General features: G+C 70.9%; 15 protein-coding genes. 12 read left to right on the top strand and 3 right to left on the bottom strand.

Translation table 11 applies throughout. The features are described 5' to 3' along the window. Positions 1 to 95: 95 nt before the first annotated feature. Entirely contained in the window at positions 96 to 1,628 is a 1,533-nt protein-coding gene (locus tag MB828_RS23370; RefSeq protein ID WP_301649930.1) for a hypothetical protein, read from the bottom strand. Between the two features lie 513 nt (positions 1,629 to 2,141). Here MB828_RS23370 and MB828_RS23365 point away from each other — a divergent pair. From MB828_RS23365 to MB828_RS23340, 6 genes are all read left to right on the top strand, one after another. Next, positions 2,142 to 3,206, top strand: coding sequence for a sugar ABC transporter substrate-binding protein (locus MB828_RS23365; protein WP_301649929.1), 1,065 nt, complete (start codon positions 2,142 to 2,144; stop codon positions 3,204 to 3,206). 47 nt (positions 3,207 to 3,253) lie between these two features. Further along, positions 3,254 to 4,819, top strand: coding sequence for a sugar ABC transporter ATP-binding protein (locus tag MB828_RS23360; RefSeq protein WP_301649928.1), 1,566 nt, complete (start codon positions 3,254 to 3,256; stop codon positions 4,817 to 4,819). Then, positions 4,812 to 5,852, top strand: coding sequence for an ABC transporter permease (locus MB828_RS23355; protein WP_301649927.1), 1,041 nt, complete (start codon positions 4,812 to 4,814; stop codon positions 5,850 to 5,852). Before MB828_RS23360 ends, MB828_RS23355 begins: the two co-directional genes overlap by 8 nt. A gap of 92 nt (positions 5,853 to 5,944) precedes the next feature. Further along, positions 5,945 to 7,270, top strand: coding sequence for an L-fuconate dehydratase (locus MB828_RS23350; RefSeq protein WP_301649926.1), 1,326 nt, complete (start codon positions 5,945 to 5,947; stop codon positions 7,268 to 7,270). After that, complete coding sequence (locus MB828_RS23345) at positions 7,263 to 8,150, top strand: amidohydrolase family protein (RefSeq protein WP_301649925.1); 888 nt, start codon at positions 7,263 to 7,265, stop codon at positions 8,148 to 8,150. Before MB828_RS23350 ends, MB828_RS23345 begins: the two co-directional genes overlap by 8 nt. 12 nt (positions 8,151 to 8,162) lie before the next feature. Continuing rightward, positions 8,163 to 8,600 carry an RbsD/FucU family protein gene (locus tag MB828_RS23340; protein ID WP_301649924.1) on the top strand — a complete coding sequence of 146 codons (438 nt, stop codon included), beginning with the start codon at positions 8,163 to 8,165 and terminating at the stop codon, positions 8,598 to 8,600. Between the two features lie 13 nt (positions 8,601 to 8,613). Here the strand turns inward: MB828_RS23340 and MB828_RS23335 are convergent, their stop codons facing one another. Beyond that, positions 8,614 to 9,825: an RNA-guided endonuclease InsQ/TnpB family protein gene (locus tag MB828_RS23335; protein ID WP_301649923.1), complete on the bottom strand. Its 1,212-nt coding sequence runs from the start codon at positions 9,823 to 9,825 to the stop codon at positions 8,614 to 8,616. Positions 9,826 to 9,987: 162 nt separating this feature from the next. Between MB828_RS23335 and MB828_RS23330 the strand changes: the two genes are divergently transcribed. Genes MB828_RS23330 through MB828_RS23305 form a run of 6 tightly spaced genes read left to right on the top strand, consistent with a single transcriptional unit; the run spans position 9,988 to position 15,193 of the window. Continuing rightward, a complete protein-coding gene (locus MB828_RS23330; RefSeq protein ID WP_301649922.1) occupies positions 9,988 to 11,031 on the top strand; it encodes a zinc-dependent alcohol dehydrogenase in 1,044 nt (347 codons plus the stop codon). Further along, positions 11,028 to 11,789 carry an SDR family oxidoreductase gene (locus MB828_RS23325; protein ID WP_301649921.1) on the top strand — a complete coding sequence of 254 codons (762 nt, stop codon included), beginning with the start codon at positions 11,028 to 11,030 and terminating at the stop codon, positions 11,787 to 11,789. Before MB828_RS23330 ends, MB828_RS23325 begins: the two co-directional genes overlap by 4 nt. Continuing rightward, the gene (locus MB828_RS23320; RefSeq protein WP_301649920.1) at positions 11,786 to 12,415 is read left to right on the top strand and encodes a bifunctional 4-hydroxy-2-oxoglutarate aldolase/2-dehydro-3-deoxy-phosphogluconate aldolase; all 630 of its coding nucleotides are present in this window, start codon (positions 11,786 to 11,788) and stop codon (positions 12,413 to 12,415) included. Before MB828_RS23325 ends, MB828_RS23320 begins: the two co-directional genes overlap by 4 nt. Continuing rightward, on the top strand, positions 12,412 to 13,449 hold the full coding sequence (locus tag MB828_RS23315) for a sugar kinase (protein ID WP_301649919.1): 1,038 nt from the start codon (positions 12,412 to 12,414) through the stop codon (positions 13,447 to 13,449). The genes MB828_RS23320 and MB828_RS23315 overlap by 4 nt, the downstream gene beginning before the upstream one ends. A 23-nt stretch (positions 13,450 to 13,472) precedes the next feature. Next, positions 13,473 to 14,483, top strand: coding sequence for an aldo/keto reductase (locus tag MB828_RS23310; protein ID WP_301649918.1), 1,011 nt, complete (start codon positions 13,473 to 13,475; stop codon positions 14,481 to 14,483). Further along, positions 14,474 to 15,193, top strand: coding sequence for a FadR/GntR family transcriptional regulator (locus MB828_RS23305; protein WP_301649917.1), 720 nt, complete (start codon positions 14,474 to 14,476; stop codon positions 15,191 to 15,193). The genes MB828_RS23310 and MB828_RS23305 overlap by 10 nt, the downstream gene beginning before the upstream one ends. A gap of 96 nt (positions 15,194 to 15,289) precedes the next feature. Here the strand turns inward: MB828_RS23305 and MB828_RS23300 are convergent, their stop codons facing one another. Beyond that, entirely contained in the window at positions 15,290 to 17,521 is a 2,232-nt protein-coding gene (locus tag MB828_RS23300) for an alpha-L-fucosidase (protein WP_301649916.1), read from the bottom strand. Between the last annotated feature and the right edge of the window lie 56 nt (positions 17,522 to 17,577).

The raw sequence follows: 17,577 nt of genomic DNA, 5'->3' as shown, positions 1-17,577 counted from the left end.
CAGACCGTCAGCCGCGAGCGAGTTGCCCTCAGTACCCGTTCTTCGTCCCGAATGAGATCTGACCGCCTCGTCGGACGCCACATCACCCGTCTGAACTAGCTCCGCTCGACCGGCCGGAGATGGCTCTCGGCGAAGCTGCGCAGTTCGTCGCGGGTTCGTGCGGGGTCGGTCGCGGCCTCGGTGGCACGGCCTCTGGGGAGGTAGCGGACGCCGTCGATCTCGCAGATCAGCGGCCCCGCGCCGGTGTCGAGCACCAGGGCCTCGCCGACCGGAGCGGGGCCGCCGACGGTGCGGCGCTCACTGCCGCGGCATCGGGAGATCGGCTGGAGGAACAGCGGCGCTGTCACCTCGCCGCCCTCCGGTCGGAACAAGACCAGCGCCATCTCGCCGGGATCCCGGCACAGACGGACGTAGCGCATGGGCTGCCATGTGCCCTTCCCGGCTTCCGACCGCGCGGCACGCAGTACCGGACCGCACAGGGCGGAGCGGTCGGCCGCGAACCAGCCGATCCGGGCGAGGGATGCGATGCCGACCGTGCCGAACACGAGGAAGCGCCAGTGCCCCAGGTGGAAGTGGTCCTCGAGGATGGCGGCGGAGGAGAACCCCAGGGAGTACCAGGCGTTGGTGCCGAGAAGGGTGGTCAGCACCCAGACGCGCGGCGACATGGACGTGCGGCCGAAGCCGCGGCGCGGCGGGGTCACCCGGGGGCCCGGGCGATGGCGGTCGCCGTGCCGGGCCGCGGCGGCGAGGCTCGCGTAGCTCAGGTGGTCATCGAGGGCGGGCCACCTGTCCTCGCCCTCCTCACCGCCCGCGGCCGCCCGCGGGGGGATCGCCGGCCGGGCCCGGCGCGCCAGCCGGACGCGTCGGGCGCAGGCCAGCGGGTTGACCATCAACGCACCGCCCAGGCCGAGAAGGCCGAGGCCGCCTCCGAGCACGGCTGCCGCACTCAGGCCGGTTCGCGTGTTCACGGCCTCACCCAGGAAGGGCCAGGGCAGGGCGGTGATCCGGATGCGGTCGCCGGAGCGGACGTCTGTCGTGTCGCAGTCCACAGCCGCCTGCTGTGCGCCGCCGTCCCAGCGGACGGTGCAGCTGTCGTCGTCCCGGTCCACACGGACGACCTCGGCGGCGGTGTGCTTGCCGAGCAGCGCGACGTCCGCGGTGGCCAGGCCCACGAGCAGTGACGCCGCGAAGGCGAGTACCGCCCATGGCGGTGCGGCCGGCAGAAGCAGCCGTCGGGCGGGCGCGGAAACCGGGCGGTCCCGTTCGCCCAGCCAGGCGCCGAGGGTCCGCGCATCGTGCGTGGCCAAGCGCAGCCGCAGCACCTGGCCTTCGGGTGTCCGGTAGCGCAGGTTGACCTTCTCGAAGGGGGGCCGGCCGTTGGTGGAGACTGTCGCGTCCAGGGCCTCGCCACCGCGTGGGAGGGCGGTGACGTTCCCGGAGCGGTCCAGAAAGACGGGCCCGTCGAGGCGTGGGTCGGCCAGCAGTCGGCCCTTGTGGCCGTCGAGTCGGCAGCGGAAGTGCACGGCCCGGCCCGCCGCAAGGCCGCGCCGCCTCCTTGCCGCCGCCCACCGGGCCACCCCGGCTATGACCATGGGGATCACCACGAGCCCCACAAAGCTGGCGATCATCGGCTCCGTCGTCTCCTCCGCTGTGAGTGATCGGAGAAGCGTACGAGGGCTGCCAGAGGCCCTGGCCCGGGGGTGCCCTCGGGCTTGCCTGAACGAAAACGTCGAAAAGTCGAACGAAAGGGCCCCGCGGCGGTGACCCCGGGGCCCTTCTCAACTCACTTGGGGAGAGCCGAGTTCCGTTGGCCGAGTCCGCTCACGCCCGGGGCCCACGGACGTGCTCTGGCGGGGTCGCAGCCGCCCGCCGCCGGCGCGCACCGGCCCGGCCGTCGAGCGGTCCAGGCGCGAGAGACATCCCCTCACGGGTTCACAACATTGATGGGATGGATCGGTCGTCGACATCCCATGACACAGGCCTCCCGTCGCGCGTCGTGGCGTAACTACCCCGTATCTTGCCCCGACCTCTAGACAACACCCTCGAGCCCACCCTATAAACATCCCATCTCTCTGTGAGCGACACCCAACCGTCGCATCGGCGTAACAACCCCGCTACGGGACCAGCGCGAGGAAGTACCCATGAGAATCAGAACCGCACTCAGCTCCACCGCGTCCGTCGTCTGTGCGCTGACGCTGCTCAGCGCGTGCAGCAGCGGCTCCGGCACCTCCGCCTCGTCGAGCGACAAGCCGCTCGTGGGCGTCGACTACCCACGGTCCGACACCGACTTCTGGAACTCCTACATCAAGTACACGCCCGACTCCGCGAAGCAGCTCGGCCTGTCCCTGAAGACCACGAACTCCCAGAACGACGTCGCCAAGCTCACCGCCAACGCGCAGACGTTCATCAGCCAGGGCGTCAAGGGCATCGCGATGGCGCCGCAGGACACCGCCGCCATCGCGCCGACCCTGGCCCAGCTGGAGGCGAAGAAGATCCCCGTCGTCACCGTCGACACCCGCCCCGACACCGGCAAGGTGTACATGGTGGTGCGGGCCGACAACCGCGCCTACGGCGAGAAGGCCTGCCAGTTCCTCGGCACGAAGCTCGGCGGCAAGGGCAAGGTCGTCATGCTGGAGGGCGGCCTCGACTCGATCAACGGCCGTGACCGCACCGAGGCGTTCAACGACTGCATGAAGAAGAACTACCCCGGCATCAAGGTGTTCGGCGAGGCCACGAACTGGGACGGCGCGGTCGCCGCGCAGAAGCTGCAGACGGACCTCACCGCCAACCCGGACATCAAGGGCGTCTACATGGAGTCCAGCTTCGGCCTGTCCGGCACGCTGCAGGTGCTCAAGCAGAAGGGCCTGCTGGTGGATCCGAAGGACAAGAAGCACGTCTTCATCGTGTCCAACGACGGCATCCCCGAGGAGCTCAAGGACATCGCCGCGGGCAAGATCGACGCCACCGTCTCCCAGCCCGCCGACCTGTACGCCAAGTACGCCCTGTACTACCTCAAGGCCGCGATCGACGGGAAGACGTTCAAGCCGGGCAAGACGGACCACGACAGCACGATCATCCAGGTCCGTGACGGTCTGCTGGAGGACCAGCTCTCCGCTCCCCTGGTCACCGCTGACGGCGGCACCTACGGCGGCGTTCCCAGCGTCAAGAGCGACGACACGTCGCTGTGGGGCAACCACCTCGGCTGACCTGCCCGGTCAGTAACCCAACGGCTACCCAGAACAAGGCGGTTGAGATGAGCGACGGGGAGCATACTGTCACCCCCGCGCCCGCCCCGGCGGACGACGGGCGGGCCCCCGCGGCCCCGCCCGTCGTCGAGGCGACGGGCATAGTCAAACGATTCGGCCCCACGGTGGCCCTGAACGGCGCCCGGATCACCGTCCGGCCCGGCGAGACCCACGCACTCGTCGGCCGCAACGGAGCCGGCAAGTCGACCCTCGTGTCCGTCCTGACGGGCCTGCACGCCCCCGACGAGGGGACGGTCACCTTCGGCGGCGACCCCGCACCGCGGCTCAGTGACCGCGACGCCTGGCGCCGGCGCGTCGCCTGCGTCTACCAGAAGTCGACGATCATCCCCACGCTGACCGTCGCCGAGAACCTCTTCCTGAACCGGCACCACCACGGCCCCCACCGGCTCATCAGCTGGACCGGCGTACGCCGCCGGGCCCAGGAGCTGCTGTCGGCCTGGTCGGTGGACGTCGACCCGCAGTCCCCGGCCGGCGATCTCAGCGTCGAGCAGCGGCAGTTCGTCGAGATCGCCCGGGCACTGTCCTTCGGGGCCCGGTTCATCATCCTCGACGAGCCCACCGCGCAGCTCGACGCGGCGGCCATCAACCGGCTCTTCGACCGCATCCGCGACCTGCAACGCCAGGGCGTGACCTTCCTGTTCATCAGTCACCACCTTCAGGAGGTCTACGAGATCTGCGACATGGTGACGGTGTTCCGCGACGCGGCGCACATCGTGACCGCGCCGGTCGCGGAACTGCCCCGCACCGAGCTGGTCGCCGCCATGACCGGTGAGGCTGCGGCGGACCGGCGCCAGGAGCACGTCGGCAGCCTGGACGAGAGCACCGCACCCGCGCTGTCCGTGGACGGCCTGAGCAGCGACGACACGTACAGCGACGTCACCTTCCAGGTGGGCGCCGGGGAGATCGTCGGCCTCGCGGGCGCCGCCGCCAGCGGACGTACGGAGGTCGCCGAGACCGTCGTAGGACTGCGGGCCCCGGCGACCGGTGAGTTGGAGATCGCCGGGCGCCGGCCCCGGCCGGGCAGCGTGCCCGCCGCGCTCGCGGCCGGCGCCGGGTTCGTGCCGCAGGACCGGCACCACCAGGGTTTCGTGCCGGACATGTCGATCGCCGACAACGCGACCCTGTCCGTGCCCAGGCGGCTCGGGAAGAACGGCTTCCTCAGCCGCGGCCGCCGGGACCGGCTCGCCGAGGGCATGATCGAGAACCTGGCCATCAAGACCCCCGGACCGGAGCTGCCCGTCTCCGCCCTGTCCGGCGGCAACCAGCAGAAGGTCGTCATGGCGCGCGCCCTGGCCGACGACCCCCGGCTGCTGGTCCTGATCAACCCGACCGCCGGTGTGGACGTGCGCTCCAAGGAGTTCCTCCTCGGCAAGGTCGAGGAGACCGCCGGGTCCGGCACCGGAGTGCTCATCGCCTCCGACGAGCTGGACGACCTGCGCATGTGCGACCGGATCCTGGTGATGTTCCAGGGCCGGGTCACGACCGAGATAGCCCGCGGCTGGCACGACCACGACCTCGTGGCCGCGATGGAAGGAGTGGACCTCGATGCCTGAAACCGTCCTCGCCGAGGGCGCCGCCCAGGCCGCGGAACCCGAGCAGAAGCGCACCGCGCTGCTCGGCGGCCGGATCCCCCTGGCCCGGCTGCGCGATCTGGCGCTCGTCCCCGCGATCGTCGTCATCGCGATCGTGGGCCAGATCGTCAACCCGGTCTTCCTGCAGGCCGACAACCTCATCAACGTCCTGCAGACCATGTCCGAGATGGCTCTGCTGGTCCTCGCCCAGACGATGATCCTGATCGTCAAGAAGATGGACCTCTCCCTGGAGTCCACCATGGGTCTGGCGCCGGGCGTCGCGGCCTGGCTGGTCGTCCCGGCCGGGGCCGGACACGGACTCGGTCTGCTCCCGGGCGCCTGGGCGGTCCCCCTCACCCTCGCCGTGGGCGCGCTCGTGGGTGTGATCAACTCGCTGCTGATCATCCGCTTCGGCCTCAACGGCTTCATCGTCACGCTCGGCATGCTGATCGTGCTGCGCGGCATCCTCACCGGCATCTCCGGCGGTCAGACCTTCTTCCAGCTGCCGCAGTCCATGCTCTACACCGGCACCGCCGAATGGTTCGGCATGCCCGCCTCGATCTGGATCTGCCTGGCCCTGTTCGCCGTCGCGATCGTGGTGCTCGGCTGGACCAGCTTCGGCCGCTCCCTGTACGCCATCGGCGGCAACGTCGACGCGGCGAAGGCGGCCGGCATCCGCACCGACCGGGTGCTGTGGATCGTCATCGTCACCGGCAGCGTGCTCGCCGCCCTCGCCGGGCTGATGCTCTCCGGACGCCTGGCCTCGGTCGCCTCCGCGCAGGGCAACGGCTACATCTTCACCGTCTTCGCCGCCGCCGTCATCGGGGGCATCAGCCTCAACGGCGGCAGGGGCACCATGTTCGGCGCTTTCTGCGGCATCCTGCTGCTCTTCATGATCCAGAACGTGCTGACGCTGGCCGGTGTCCCCGCCCAGTGGATCGGCGCCCTCAACGGCCTGATCATCCTGGTCGCCCTCGCCATCTCCCGTATCACCGGCGGCAAGGTCCAGGAGTGACCCGGGCGGCCCGCCGGCCGCCCTGCCTCCACCGCGTTCACGTCTCGTAGCAGGGGGAACCGTCTCCCCTGCCCCTCACAGGAGTTGCCGCCATGTCCTCCCCCGTGCCCTCAGCCGCCCGCATCATCGCCCTGGACGTCCTGGACGTGCGGTTCCCGACCTCCGAACACCTCGACGGCTCGGACGCCATGAACCCCGAGCCCGACTACTCCGCCGCCTACGTGGTCCTGCGCACCGACGCGGGCGACGGGCTGGAGGGCCACGCCCTGGCCTTCACCACCGGACGCGGCAACGACGCACAGGCCGCCGCCATCGCCACCCTCGCCCCGCACGTGGTCGGCCTGTCCGTGGAACAGGTCTGCTCCGACCTCGGCGCCTTCTCCCGCTCCCTGGTCCACGACCCCCAACTGCGCTGGCTGGGGCCGGAGAAGGGCGCCATCCACATGGCGACCGGCGCGGTCGTCAACGCCGCCTGGGACCTCGCCGCCAAGCGGGCGGGCAAGCCCGTGTGGCGTCTGCTGGCCGAGATGTCGCCGGAAGAGCTCGTCGCCCAGGTGGACTTCCGCTGGCTGTCCGACGCCCTCACACCCGAGGAGGCGCTCGACATCCTGCGCGGGGCCGAGCCCGGCCGTGAGCTGCGCATCGCCCGCCTCCTCGACCAGGGCTACCCCGCCTACACCACCACCCCCGGCTGGCTCGGCTACTCCGACGAGAAGCTGGCCCGTCTCGCCCGCGAGGCCGTCGCGGACGGCTTCACCCAGATCAAGCTGAAGGTGGGCGCCGACCTGCAGGACGACATACGGCGCCTGCGCACCGCCCGCGAGACCGTCGGCCCGGACATCCGCATCGCCGTCGACGCCAACCAGCGATGGGACGTCCAGCCCGCCATCGACTGGATGCGGGCCCTGGCCCCCTACGACCCCTACTGGATCGAGGAGCCCACCTCCCCCGACGACATCCTCGGCCACGCCGCCGTCCGCAGGGCGCTGAGCCCCATCAAGGTCGCCACCGGCGAACACATCGCCAACCGTGTCGTGTTCAAGCAGCTGTTGCAGGCCGGCGCGGTCGACATCGTCCAGATCGACTCCGCCCGCGTCGGCGGCGTCAACGAGAACATCGCCATCCTGCTGCTGGCCGCGAAGTTCGGTGTGCCGGTCTGCCCGCACGCCGGCGGCGTCGGTCTGTGCGAGATGGTGCAGCACCTGTCGATGTTCGACTACGTCGCCGTCTCCGGCACCGCCGAGGACCGGGTCATCGAGTACGTCGACCACCTGCACGAGCACTTCGTCGACCCGGTCCGCATCGTCGGCGGACACTACGTCGCGCCGACGCTGCCCGGACTGAGCGCACAGATGCATCCGGCCTCCCTCAAGGAGTACAGCTACCCCGACGGCCCGGTCTGGTCCGCCCGTGTCTGAACCGCTGCCCCTGGTCGACGCCCACCACCACGTGTGGGACCTGGACCGCCGGCCCCAGCCCTGGCTCGACGAACCGGGCCACGAGCCGATCCGCCGCAGCCACGGCATCGAGGACCTGCGACAGGCCGCCGACCGGCCCCTGGCGGGACGCCGGCTGACGAGCACGGTGGTCGTGCAGTGCGTCACCTCCGTGGCGGAGACGGCGGAGCTGCTCGACCTCGCCGCCCAGGACCCGCTGGTCGGCGCGGTGGTCGGCTGGGCGGACCTGACCTCCTCCGCGGTCGGCGACGTACTCGACGAACTGCGCTCCGGGTCCGGGGGCGGGTATCTGCGGGCCCTGCGCCACCTCGTGCAGGGCGAGTCGGACCCGCAGTGGCTGCAACAGCCGTCCGTCGAGCGGGGTTTGCGCGCCGTACAGCACCGGGGCCTCGGCTACGACGTGCTCATCCGGGGCCACCAGTTCGACCAGGCGATCCGCCTCGCCCAGCGCTTCCCGGACCTCCCGCTGGTGCTGGACCACGCGGGCAAACCGCCCGTCGGACAGCCCTCGTTGCCCGACTGGGCGCGCGATGTGCGCGCGCTGGCCCGCTACCCGCAGGTGCGGTGCAAGGTCTCGGGGCTGATCACCGAGGCCGACCAGTACACATGGACCCTCGACGACATCCGCCCCGTCTGGGACACGCTCCTGGCCGCCTTCGGTCCCGAGCGGCTGATGTTCGGCTCCGACTGGCCCGTCTGCGTGCTCGCCGGAGGCTGGTCCCGCTGGGCGGACACCGTCGAGCGCCTGCTGGACGACTGCTCGCCGCGCGAGCGGCACGCGGTGCTCTGCGAGACGGCCACCGCCTTCTACCGCCTGTCCGACCACGAGAACCAGAAGTAAGGAGAGGACTGCGTGCTGCTGACCGAACTGCTGCACCCCGGCATCCTCGAAGCACTGGCCGGAGCCGGGCACGGCGCCCGTGTCCTGCTCGCCGACGGCCACTACCCCGCCAGCACCGCCGTCGGCGAACGAGCCAGGACCGTCCACCTCAACCTGGCACCCGGCACCCTCGACGTCACCACCGTCCTGGACGTGCTGCTGCGCGCCCTGCCCGTGGAGTCGGCGCAGGTGATGGTGCCCCCCGAGGGCGAGCCGGAGCCGGCGGCCATCGCCGAGTACCGCTCCCGACTGGCACCGGTTCCCGTCGACGCCCTCGACCGCTTCGCGTTCTACGACGCCGCCCGCTCCCCCGACCTGGCCCTCGCCGTCGTCACCGGCGACACCCGTACCTACGCCAACCTGCTGCTGACCATCGGCGTCCGCGCGGAAGGGACCCTGACCCCACGTTGACTTCCTCCCCCGCCTAAAGGCGGGGGATTCCAGCGGTCGCCCGCTGGGGTTCCTGCTTCACCGACGACCGCCCCGTCCGGGAGGACTCCCGTTGAGGTCTTACACCGTCTCCACAGGCAGAGGCCGCCAGCCCGGCGGCCAGGATGTTGCGTGCCGCGTTCACGTCGCGGTCATGCACCGTGCCGCAGTCGTCGCACGTCCACTCGCGGACGGTGAGCGGCATCTTCGCCGCGACCGTGCCGCAGGCCCCGCACAGCTTCGAGCTGGGGAACCACCGGTCGATCACGACGAGTTCGCGCCCGTACCAGGCGCACTTGTACTCCAGCATGGAGCGAAGGTCCGTCCAGGCCGCATCCGAGATGGCGCGCGCCAGGCGCCCGTTCTTCAGCAGGTTGCGGACGGTGAGGTCCTCGATCACGACCGTTTGGTTCTCACGGACGAGACGAGTCGACAGCTTGTGCAGGAAGTCCCGGCGCCGGTCGGCGATCCGCGCATGGACCTTGGCCGCCTTACGTCGGGCCTTCTCCCGGTTCGCCGAGCCCTTCGACTTGCGCGACACCTCCCGCTGCGCCTTGGCGAGACGGGCGCGGTCACGGCGCTCGTGCCGGGGGTTGGCGATCTTCTCCCCGGTGGACAAGGTCACCAGCGACGTGATCCCGGCGTCGACGCCGACCGCCGCCGTGGTCGCGGGGGCCTGGGCGACGGCGTCCTCGCACAGCAGGGACACGAACCAGCGTCCCGCCGCGTCGCGGGACACGGTCACCGTGGTCGGTACCGAGCCGTGCGGGAGCGGACGCGACCAGCGGATGTCCAGGGGCTCCGCCATCTTCGCCAGAGTCAGTCGCCCCTCGCGCCACGTGAAGGCGCTGCGGGTGTACTCGGCCGACGACCGGGACTTCTTCCGGCTCTTGAACCGCGGGTACTTCGCCCGCTTGGCGAAGAAGTTGGCGAACGCCGTCTGAAGATGGCGCAGCGCCTGCTGGAGCGGGACGGAGGACACCTCCGCCAGGAACGCCAGTTCCTCGGTCTTCTTCCACTGCGTCAGCGCGGCGGAGGACTGCACATAGGAGACACGGCGCTGCTCGCCGTACCAGACCCGCGTCCGCTCCTCCAGCGCCTTGTTGTACACCAGGCGGACACAGCCGAACGTGCGCGACAGCTCAGCTGCCTGCTCGTCCGTGGGATAGAAGCGGTACTTGAACGCCCGCTTGACCTGCCGCATCACACCTCACATGTTATCAGCTCCCGTGTGAGCCACGGGTGTTGGTCGGCAGCCGGTGAACGCCGGTCCGCCCCGGCGGCGAACCGGCTCTCCCTGCCCCTGCTCCGCAGCAGCTTCGCTTCCTCCCCCGGCCGAAGCCGGGGGTATCCACGAAGGAGAGACCCGATGACCCTCGCCGTCCGATACACCTCGGCCCGCACCCTGGACACCGCGCCGGCCGCCGCCTTCGAGCCCGGCCCCGGCGAAGTGGAACTCGCCCCCGCCTACGTCGGCATCTGCGGAACCGACCTGCACATCTTCCACGGCGACATGGATGCCCGGGTCGCCGCGCCCGCCGTACTGGGACACGAGATGGCGGGCAGGATCGTCCGCGTCGGGCGCGGCGTCGAGGGCTGGCGGCCCGGAGACGCCGTGACCGTGATGCCCCTGCGCTGGGACGGCACCTGTCCCGCCTGCCGCGCCGGTCACCAGCACGTCTGCCAGCACCTGGACTTCATCGGCATCGACTCACCCGGCGCCATGCAGCAGCGCTGGACGGTACCCGTCTCCACTCTCATACGACTGCCCGCCACCCTCCCCCTGGACCAGGCCGCGCTCGTCGAGCCGACCGCGGTCGCGGTGCACGACGTGGGCCGGGCGGCGGTGAAGGACGGTGAGAAGGTCGTCGTGGTCGGTGGCGGCCCCGTCGGCATGCTGATCGCCCTGGTCGCCGGTGCCGCCGGCGCCGACGTGCGCGTGGTCGAACTCAACGCCCACCGCAGACTGCTGGCCGAGGAGTTGGGCCTGAGCACGTGGGACCCGGCCGCCGCCGACATCACCGAGCTCGTCCAGCGGTGGACGGGCGGGGCGGGAGCGGACGTCGCCTTCGAGGTCTCCGGCGCGGCGGGCGGGGTGGACACCGCCGTCGACGTCCTCGGCGTGCGCGGCCGGCTGTGCCTGGTCGCCATCCACCCACGGCCCCGCGAGATCAACCTGCACCGCTTCTTCTGGCGTGAACTCACCCTCGTCGGGGCCCGGTTGTACGACCGCGGCGACTTCGAGCGGGCCGTCACCCTGGTCGCCGAGGGCACCATCCCCGCCCAGCGCCTCATCACCAAGGTCGTGCCGCTGACCGAGGCACCGGCCGCCTTCGAGGCGCTGGAGAGCGGCGGAGACGTGATGAAGATCCTCGTGGACTGCACCGACGACACCCGGGGAGCCGCCGTATGAGCGCCTTCGACCTCACCGGGAAGCTCGCCGTCGTCACCGGCGCCCGCCGCGGCATCGGGCAGGCGATGGCCCGCGCCCTCGCTCAGGCCGGCGCCGACATCATCGGTGTCAGCGCCCACCTGGAGGAGTCCGGCAGCCAGGTCGAGAAGGAGGTGCTGGCCGCCGGGCGCTCGTTCGAGGCGATCCGCACCGACTTCGCCGACCCCGCCGCCGTACGCGCGCTGGGCGACGACCTCGCCGGGCGCGAGCGCCCGGTGGACATCCTCATCAACAACGCGGGCACCATCCGCCGCACGCCGGCCGCCCAGCACAGCGACGCGGACTGGGAGTTGGTGCTGCAGGTCAACCTCACCGCGCAGTTCGCGCTCACCCGGGCCGTGGGCGCCACCATGGTGGCCCGCGGACACGGCAAGGTCGTCTTCACCGCCTCCCTGCTCAGCTACCAGGGCGGCATCACCGTCCCCGGCTACACCGCCGCCAAGCACGGCATCGCCGGACTGACCAAGGCACTGGCCAACGAGTGGGCGCCGCACGGCGTCAACGTCAACGCCATCGCCCCCGGCTACATCGCCACCGACAACACCCGGGCCCTCCAGGACGATCCGGCCCGCAGCAGGGCCATCCTGGAGCGCATCCCCGCCGGACGCTGGGGCACGGCCGACGACCTCGCCGGTGCCGCCGTCTTCCTCGCCTCCCCCGCCTCCGACTACGTCCACGGCACCACCCTGCCCGTCGACGGCGGATGGCTCGGGCGATGACCGCCGACCTGGCCGCCGTGCTTGCCGGGGCACGTCTGCTGCCCGTGCTGACCGTACCGTCCGTCGCGAGTGCCGGCCCCTTGGCCGACGCGCTCGCGGCGGGCGGCGCCCGCTGCGCGGAGGTCACCTTCCGTACTCCCGACGCCGAACAGGTCGTCAAGGTGATGGCGGCGCACGGCGCTCTGACCGTCGGTGCCGGGACCGTGCTCACCGCGGAGCAGGCGGAACGGGCCGTGGCGGCCGGGGCCCGTTTCCTCGTCTCGCCGGGACTCGACGACGAAGTCGTCGCCAAAGCAGGCGAGTTGGGGGTACCGGTCGTGCCGGGCGTGGCGACGGCGACGGAGTTGATGCGCGCGTTGAAGGCGGGCCTCGACACGGTCAAGCTGTTCCCCGCCGAACCGCTCGGCGGCACCCGGATGCTCCGCGCGCTCGCGGCGCCGTTCCCGCAGGCGCGCTTCGTGCCGACCGGTGGCATCGGACCCGACCAGCTGCCCGGCTATCTCGCCCACCCGTCGGTCCTCGCCGTGGGCGGCAGCTGGATCGCCACCCCCGGTCACCTCGAACACTGCGCGTACGACGAGATCCGCCGGCTGACCGCCGAAGCGGTGGAGGGGACGGCACCGTGACCGACGTGATCGCCCTGGGCGAGGTCATGCTGCGCCTCGACCCCGGCGAGGGCAGGATCCGCACCACCCGCAGCTTCCAGGTCTGGGAGGGCGGCGGCGAGTACAACGTCGTACGCGGACTGCGCCGCTGCTTCGGCCTGCGCACCGCCGTCGTCACCGCCCTCGCCGACAACGCGGTCGGCCGGCTCGTGGAGGACCTGATCCTCCAGGGCGGCGTCGACACGTCGCACATCCGCTGGGTCGCGGCGGACGGCATGGGACGCACGGCCCGCAACGGCCTGAACTTCGTCGAGCGCGGCTTCGGCATCCGCGGGGCGCTGGGCGTCAGCGACCGCGCGAACACGGCCGTCTCCCAGCTACGCAAGGGGGATGTCGACTGGGACGCGGTGTTCTCGGCCGGGGTGCGCTGGTTCCACACCGGCGGGATCTTCGCCGGGCTGTCCGACACCACCGTCGACGTCGCCGACGAGGCCATGGCGGCCGCCCGTCGGCACGGCGTCTCCGTCTCCTACGACCCCAACTACCGGCCCAGCCTCTGGGAGGGCCGGGGTGGCGCCGACCGGGCCCGCGAGACCGACCTGCGCCTGGCCCGGCACGCCGACGTCGTCGTGGGTGCCCTGGGACTCGCGGGCCCGCATCCGGGCGCCGTGCGGCTGACCGACGACGAGGTGCCCGAGGCGCTCGCCTCGGTCGCGTCCCTGCTGCCGCAGGCGAGAGTGCTGGCGACGACTCTGCGCGCGGTGCCCTCGGCCGGGGTCAACGACTGGACCTCGCTGGCCTGGTCACGGGAGACCGGGCTGGTGAGCGGCCCCCGTATGCCCGGTCTGCACGTCCTGGACCGGATCGGCTCCGGCGACGGATTCGCCGCGGGACTCGTCTACGGCCTGCTCACCGGTGCCGGCCTGGAGCGCGCCCTCGCCTACGGCACCGCCCACGGCGCCCTCACCATGACCACGCCCGGTGACGTCTCCATGGCCACCCTCGCCGAGGTCGAGGCTCTCCTCGCGGGCGCCACGGCACACGTCCGACGCTGAACCACCCCTCCTGGGAGCACCCCTTGCGCCGCCGTACGATCCCCACCACCGCCGTCCAGGTCACCGAGCTCGGCTTCGGCGCCTCCGTCATCGGCAACCTCTACCGGACCACCAGCGCCAAGAACGCCGCGGCCGCCGTCGCCACCGCCTGGGACGCGGGCATCCGCTACTACGACACCGCACCGCACTACGGCCTCGGCCTCTCCGAGCACCGCCTGGGCGCCGCCCTGCGTGACCGGCCCCGCGATCAGTACGTCATCTCCTCCAAGGTCGGCCGTCTCCTCGTCCCAAACGAACAGCCGAGAGGTGTCGACACCGAAGGTTTCGTCGTCCGCGACGACCTGCGCCGCCAGTGGGACTTCAGCCGCGACGGCGTGCTGCGCTCCGTCGAGGAGACGCTGGAGCGCACCGGCCTGGACCGCCTAGACATCGTCTACCTCCATGACCCCGACGACCACTGGCGACAAGCGGCCGATCAGGCCATGCCGGCCCTCGCCGAACTGCGCGACCAAGGCGTCGTCGGCGCGATCGGCGCCGGCATGAACCAGTCCGCCATGCTCTCCCGCTTCCTGCGCGAGACCGCTGCCGACGTGGTGATGCTGGCCGGCCGCTACACCCTCCTCGACCAGTCGGCCCTGGACGACGTCCTGCCCGCCGCTCAGGAACGCGGCAAGGCCGTCGTCGCGGTCGGCGTCTTCAACTCCGGCCTGCTCTCGCGAGACCGGCCCGCGGAAGGCATGAAGTACGACTACCAGGCCGCCCCGCCGGAACTCGTCGACCGCGCCCGTGCCGTCGCCGACGTCTGCCAGGCCCACGGCACCACCCTGCCCGCCGCCGCCATCGCCTTCCCCCTCACTCATCCCAGCGTCATCAACGTCACGGTCGGCATGCGCGACCCCGGACAGGTCCGGCGCAACGCGCGGCTGCACCGACAGCGCATCCCCCAGGGGTTGTGGCACGACCTGCGCGACCAAGGGCTCCTCCGCGCCGAGACCCCCTTCGCGCCCGACGAGAGGAGTCAGCCGTGTCCCTGACCGACAAGGCGATCACCCAGATCCGCCAACTCATCGCCTCCGGGGTTCTGCCGCCGGGCGCGAAACTGCCTCCCGAGCCCGAGCTGGCCGCCCAGCTCGGGCTCTCCCGCAACCTCGCACGCGAGGCGGTCAAGGCGCTGTCCGTGGCACGCGTGCTGGAGATCAGACGGGGCGACGGCACGTACGTCACCAGCCTGCAGCCGAGCCTGCTGCTCGAGGGCCTCGGTGGCGCCGTCGAACTGCTCCAGGGCGACCCCGGTGCCGTACTGGACCTCATGGAAGTGCGGCGGCTGCTCGAACCCGCCGCCACCGCCCTGGCCGTCGCCCGGCTTTCGGACGAAAGCCTGGCGGAGGTGAAGCGGCACTTGGACGCCATGCGCGAGGCCCGCGACGACGTCGAGCGGCTCAACGCGCACGATGTGGCGTTCCACCGCACCATCGTGGACGTCACCGGCAACGAAACGCTGATCACCCTGCTGGAGGGCATCTCGGGCCGCACCCTGCGGGCCCGGATCTGGCGTGGTCTGGTGGACACCCGGGTGGCGGCCCGTACGCTGGCGGAACACGAGGCGATCTACGCGGCCCTGGCCGCGCGTGACGCCGTGCTGTGCCACGCCGCGGCCCTGGTGCACGTCAACAACACCGAGCAGTGGCTGCGGAAGCACCTGGAGTCCACGGAGGTCTTGCCGGTCACGGGATCCCTTGGCTGAGGCCGAGGCGTCCGCGTCGCCGCAACGGTGAGAGGCGGACTGCCCGGACGGTTCTCCGTCCGGGCAGTCCCTCGGTTCGCCGCCTTCACGCTCGTGTCACTGGGCGGTGAAGGTCCACAGCAGGTTGGTGCTGCTGCCATAGCCCCACTGCTTCGTGACGGAGCCGGAGGCCACGTTCCCGCCGCCGTCCAGGACGAGGCCGGTGGCCCGGTTGGCGATGGTGCACATGCCCTCGCCCCGGTGGGTCACCGTCCACTGCTGGTTGTTGCTGCCGTTCCACGCCGCCTGCTGGGCCGGGGAGCCGTCGGACGTGGCGCCCCAGCCGTCGGCGACCATGCCGTTGGTGCGGTTGACCAGCTTGTAGTAGCCGCCACCGACGTCCACGAGCTGCCACTGGAGGTTGGGGCTGCCGTCCCAGGTGTACTGCTTGAGGTTGGATCCCGACGCGACGTTCCCGCCGCTGTCCAGGGCCAGGCCGTCGGTGACGTTGGTGATGCGGAAGTAGGCGGCCGGATTGAACTGCACCTTCAGGGAGGTGATCTGGTCGTTCTGGCCGGTGACCCTGAGGTCGGGGTTGTCGGCGGTGAAGGTCCAGGAGGTGCCGGTGAAGTTGTCACCGCTGTAGGCGACGATCTGGTTCCCGCCCGCCAGCCTCAGGGAGGAGATGCTCTGGGCGTCCACCCCGGCCAGCTGCAGCTGCTCTGCCGTGTAGGTGCCGGGGTCGAGCACCGCGTAGTTCCCGGAGTAGTTGACGTCCTGGTGGACCACGGCACCGACCGCCGGCCGCAGCGGGGGGATCTGGCCGGAGAAGGTGAGCTTGAGGACGTAGGCGCCCGCGGTGTACGGCGCCGAGGAGGGCAGCGTCACGGTCAGCCCGGAGGAGTCCTGCGTCGGCGCGGCGAGGTTGACGTAGGTGCCGGCGGTCGAGTCGAGCAGTTTCACCGAGGTGAGCGAGGAGACGTTGATGCGGTCCGAGCTCAGGGTCTTGATCTTCAGTGAACTGCCCGGCCAGCCCAGCACGGTGGCGTACAGCACCGTGTTGCCCTTGCTGCGGGTGAAGCGGATGTCCTGTGCGGTGCCGACGAGCGGGGCGGTGAACGCGCCCCCGCCCATCCGGGTCGGGCCCTCGCCGTACTGCGTCCAGGCGCGGGTCGCGTACATCGACTCCCCGAAGCGTTTCAGGTAGTCGCCGATGCCGAGCAGCACGTCCTTCTGGCCCTGGGGGATCGTGCCGTCGGCCATCGGCGCTATGTTCAGAAGCATGTTGCCGTTCTTGCTGACCCGGTCGATCAGGGAGTGCAGCATCTGCTGGGTGCTGTAGTAGCCGATGCCCTGGGTGTAACACCAGCTGGAGCTGGAGATGCTGTCGTCGGTGAGCCAGTAGGGCGCGGTCCGGTCGGCCGGGCCGCCGCGCTCGTAGTCGAAGACCTCGCCGTGGCCGTTGAAGCCGTCCTTGTAGGTGGCGACGACCTCTTTGCCCCAGGAGTTGGCCTGGTTGTAGTAGTACGACAGGAAGTTCAGGCGCTGCGTCTCGTCGACCTTGGTCAGGTCGAAGTCCTCCCAGAGGATGTCCGGTTGGGCGCGGTCGATGACTTCCTTGAGCTTGTCGTACCAGAGCTGGTTCTCGGCGGTGGAGCCCAGTTGCCCGTAGAGCTTCTTGAGGCTGGGGTCGGTCTGGGCGGGCACGTGGTCGTAGTAGCCGTTGAAGTTGTAGGCGTGGTGCATCGCCACCAGCAGCTTCAGGTTCTTGGCGCGGATCGCCGTGGTGAACAGCTTCAGCAGGTCGAGCTTGGGGCCCTTGGCGACCGAGTTCCACTCGTTGACCTGCGAGTCCCACATGGAGAACCCGTCGTGGTGCTCCGCGACGGGTCCCGCGAACTTCGCTCCGGCGTCGACGAAGAGCTGGGCCCACTCGTCGGGGTCGAAGTTCCCTCCGGCGGACTTGAGTCTGGGTGCGAACTGGGTGAAGTGGCCCGCCTTGTCGTTCGCTCCGTTGATGAAGTTGTGGTAGGGCCACGCAGAGGGGTCGCCGTAGGTCGCGATGTGGTGCGTGTTGGCGTTGCTCCCGCTGATGTACATGTTGCGGGGATACCACTCACTGTCGTAGGCGGGGACGCTGAAGACGCCCCAGTGGAAGTAGATGCCGAACTTGGCGTCCTGGAACCACTCCGGGGCGGGCGGGTGCTGGTTCACCGAACCCCACGAGGGGGTGTAGGTGCTGGGAGCGGCCTGCGCGGTGCCGGCGCCGAACACTCCCCCCGCGACGGCCGCCGCGGCCACGCAGGTGGCGCCGGCGAGGAACTGACGTCTGTTGATCGAACTGGGCATGGGGGCATCCCTGTGTCGGACGGAGGCAGACGGAAGAGGCGGGACCGGCGCGACAG

The organism is Streptomyces arenae (genome assembly GCF_022343545.1).
GTDB lineage: Bacteria > Actinomycetota > Actinomycetes > Streptomycetales > Streptomycetaceae > Streptomyces > Streptomyces humi.
The sequence above is the reverse complement of the archived record's forward strand: the minus strand, read 5'-3'. Positions and strand labels throughout refer to the sequence as shown.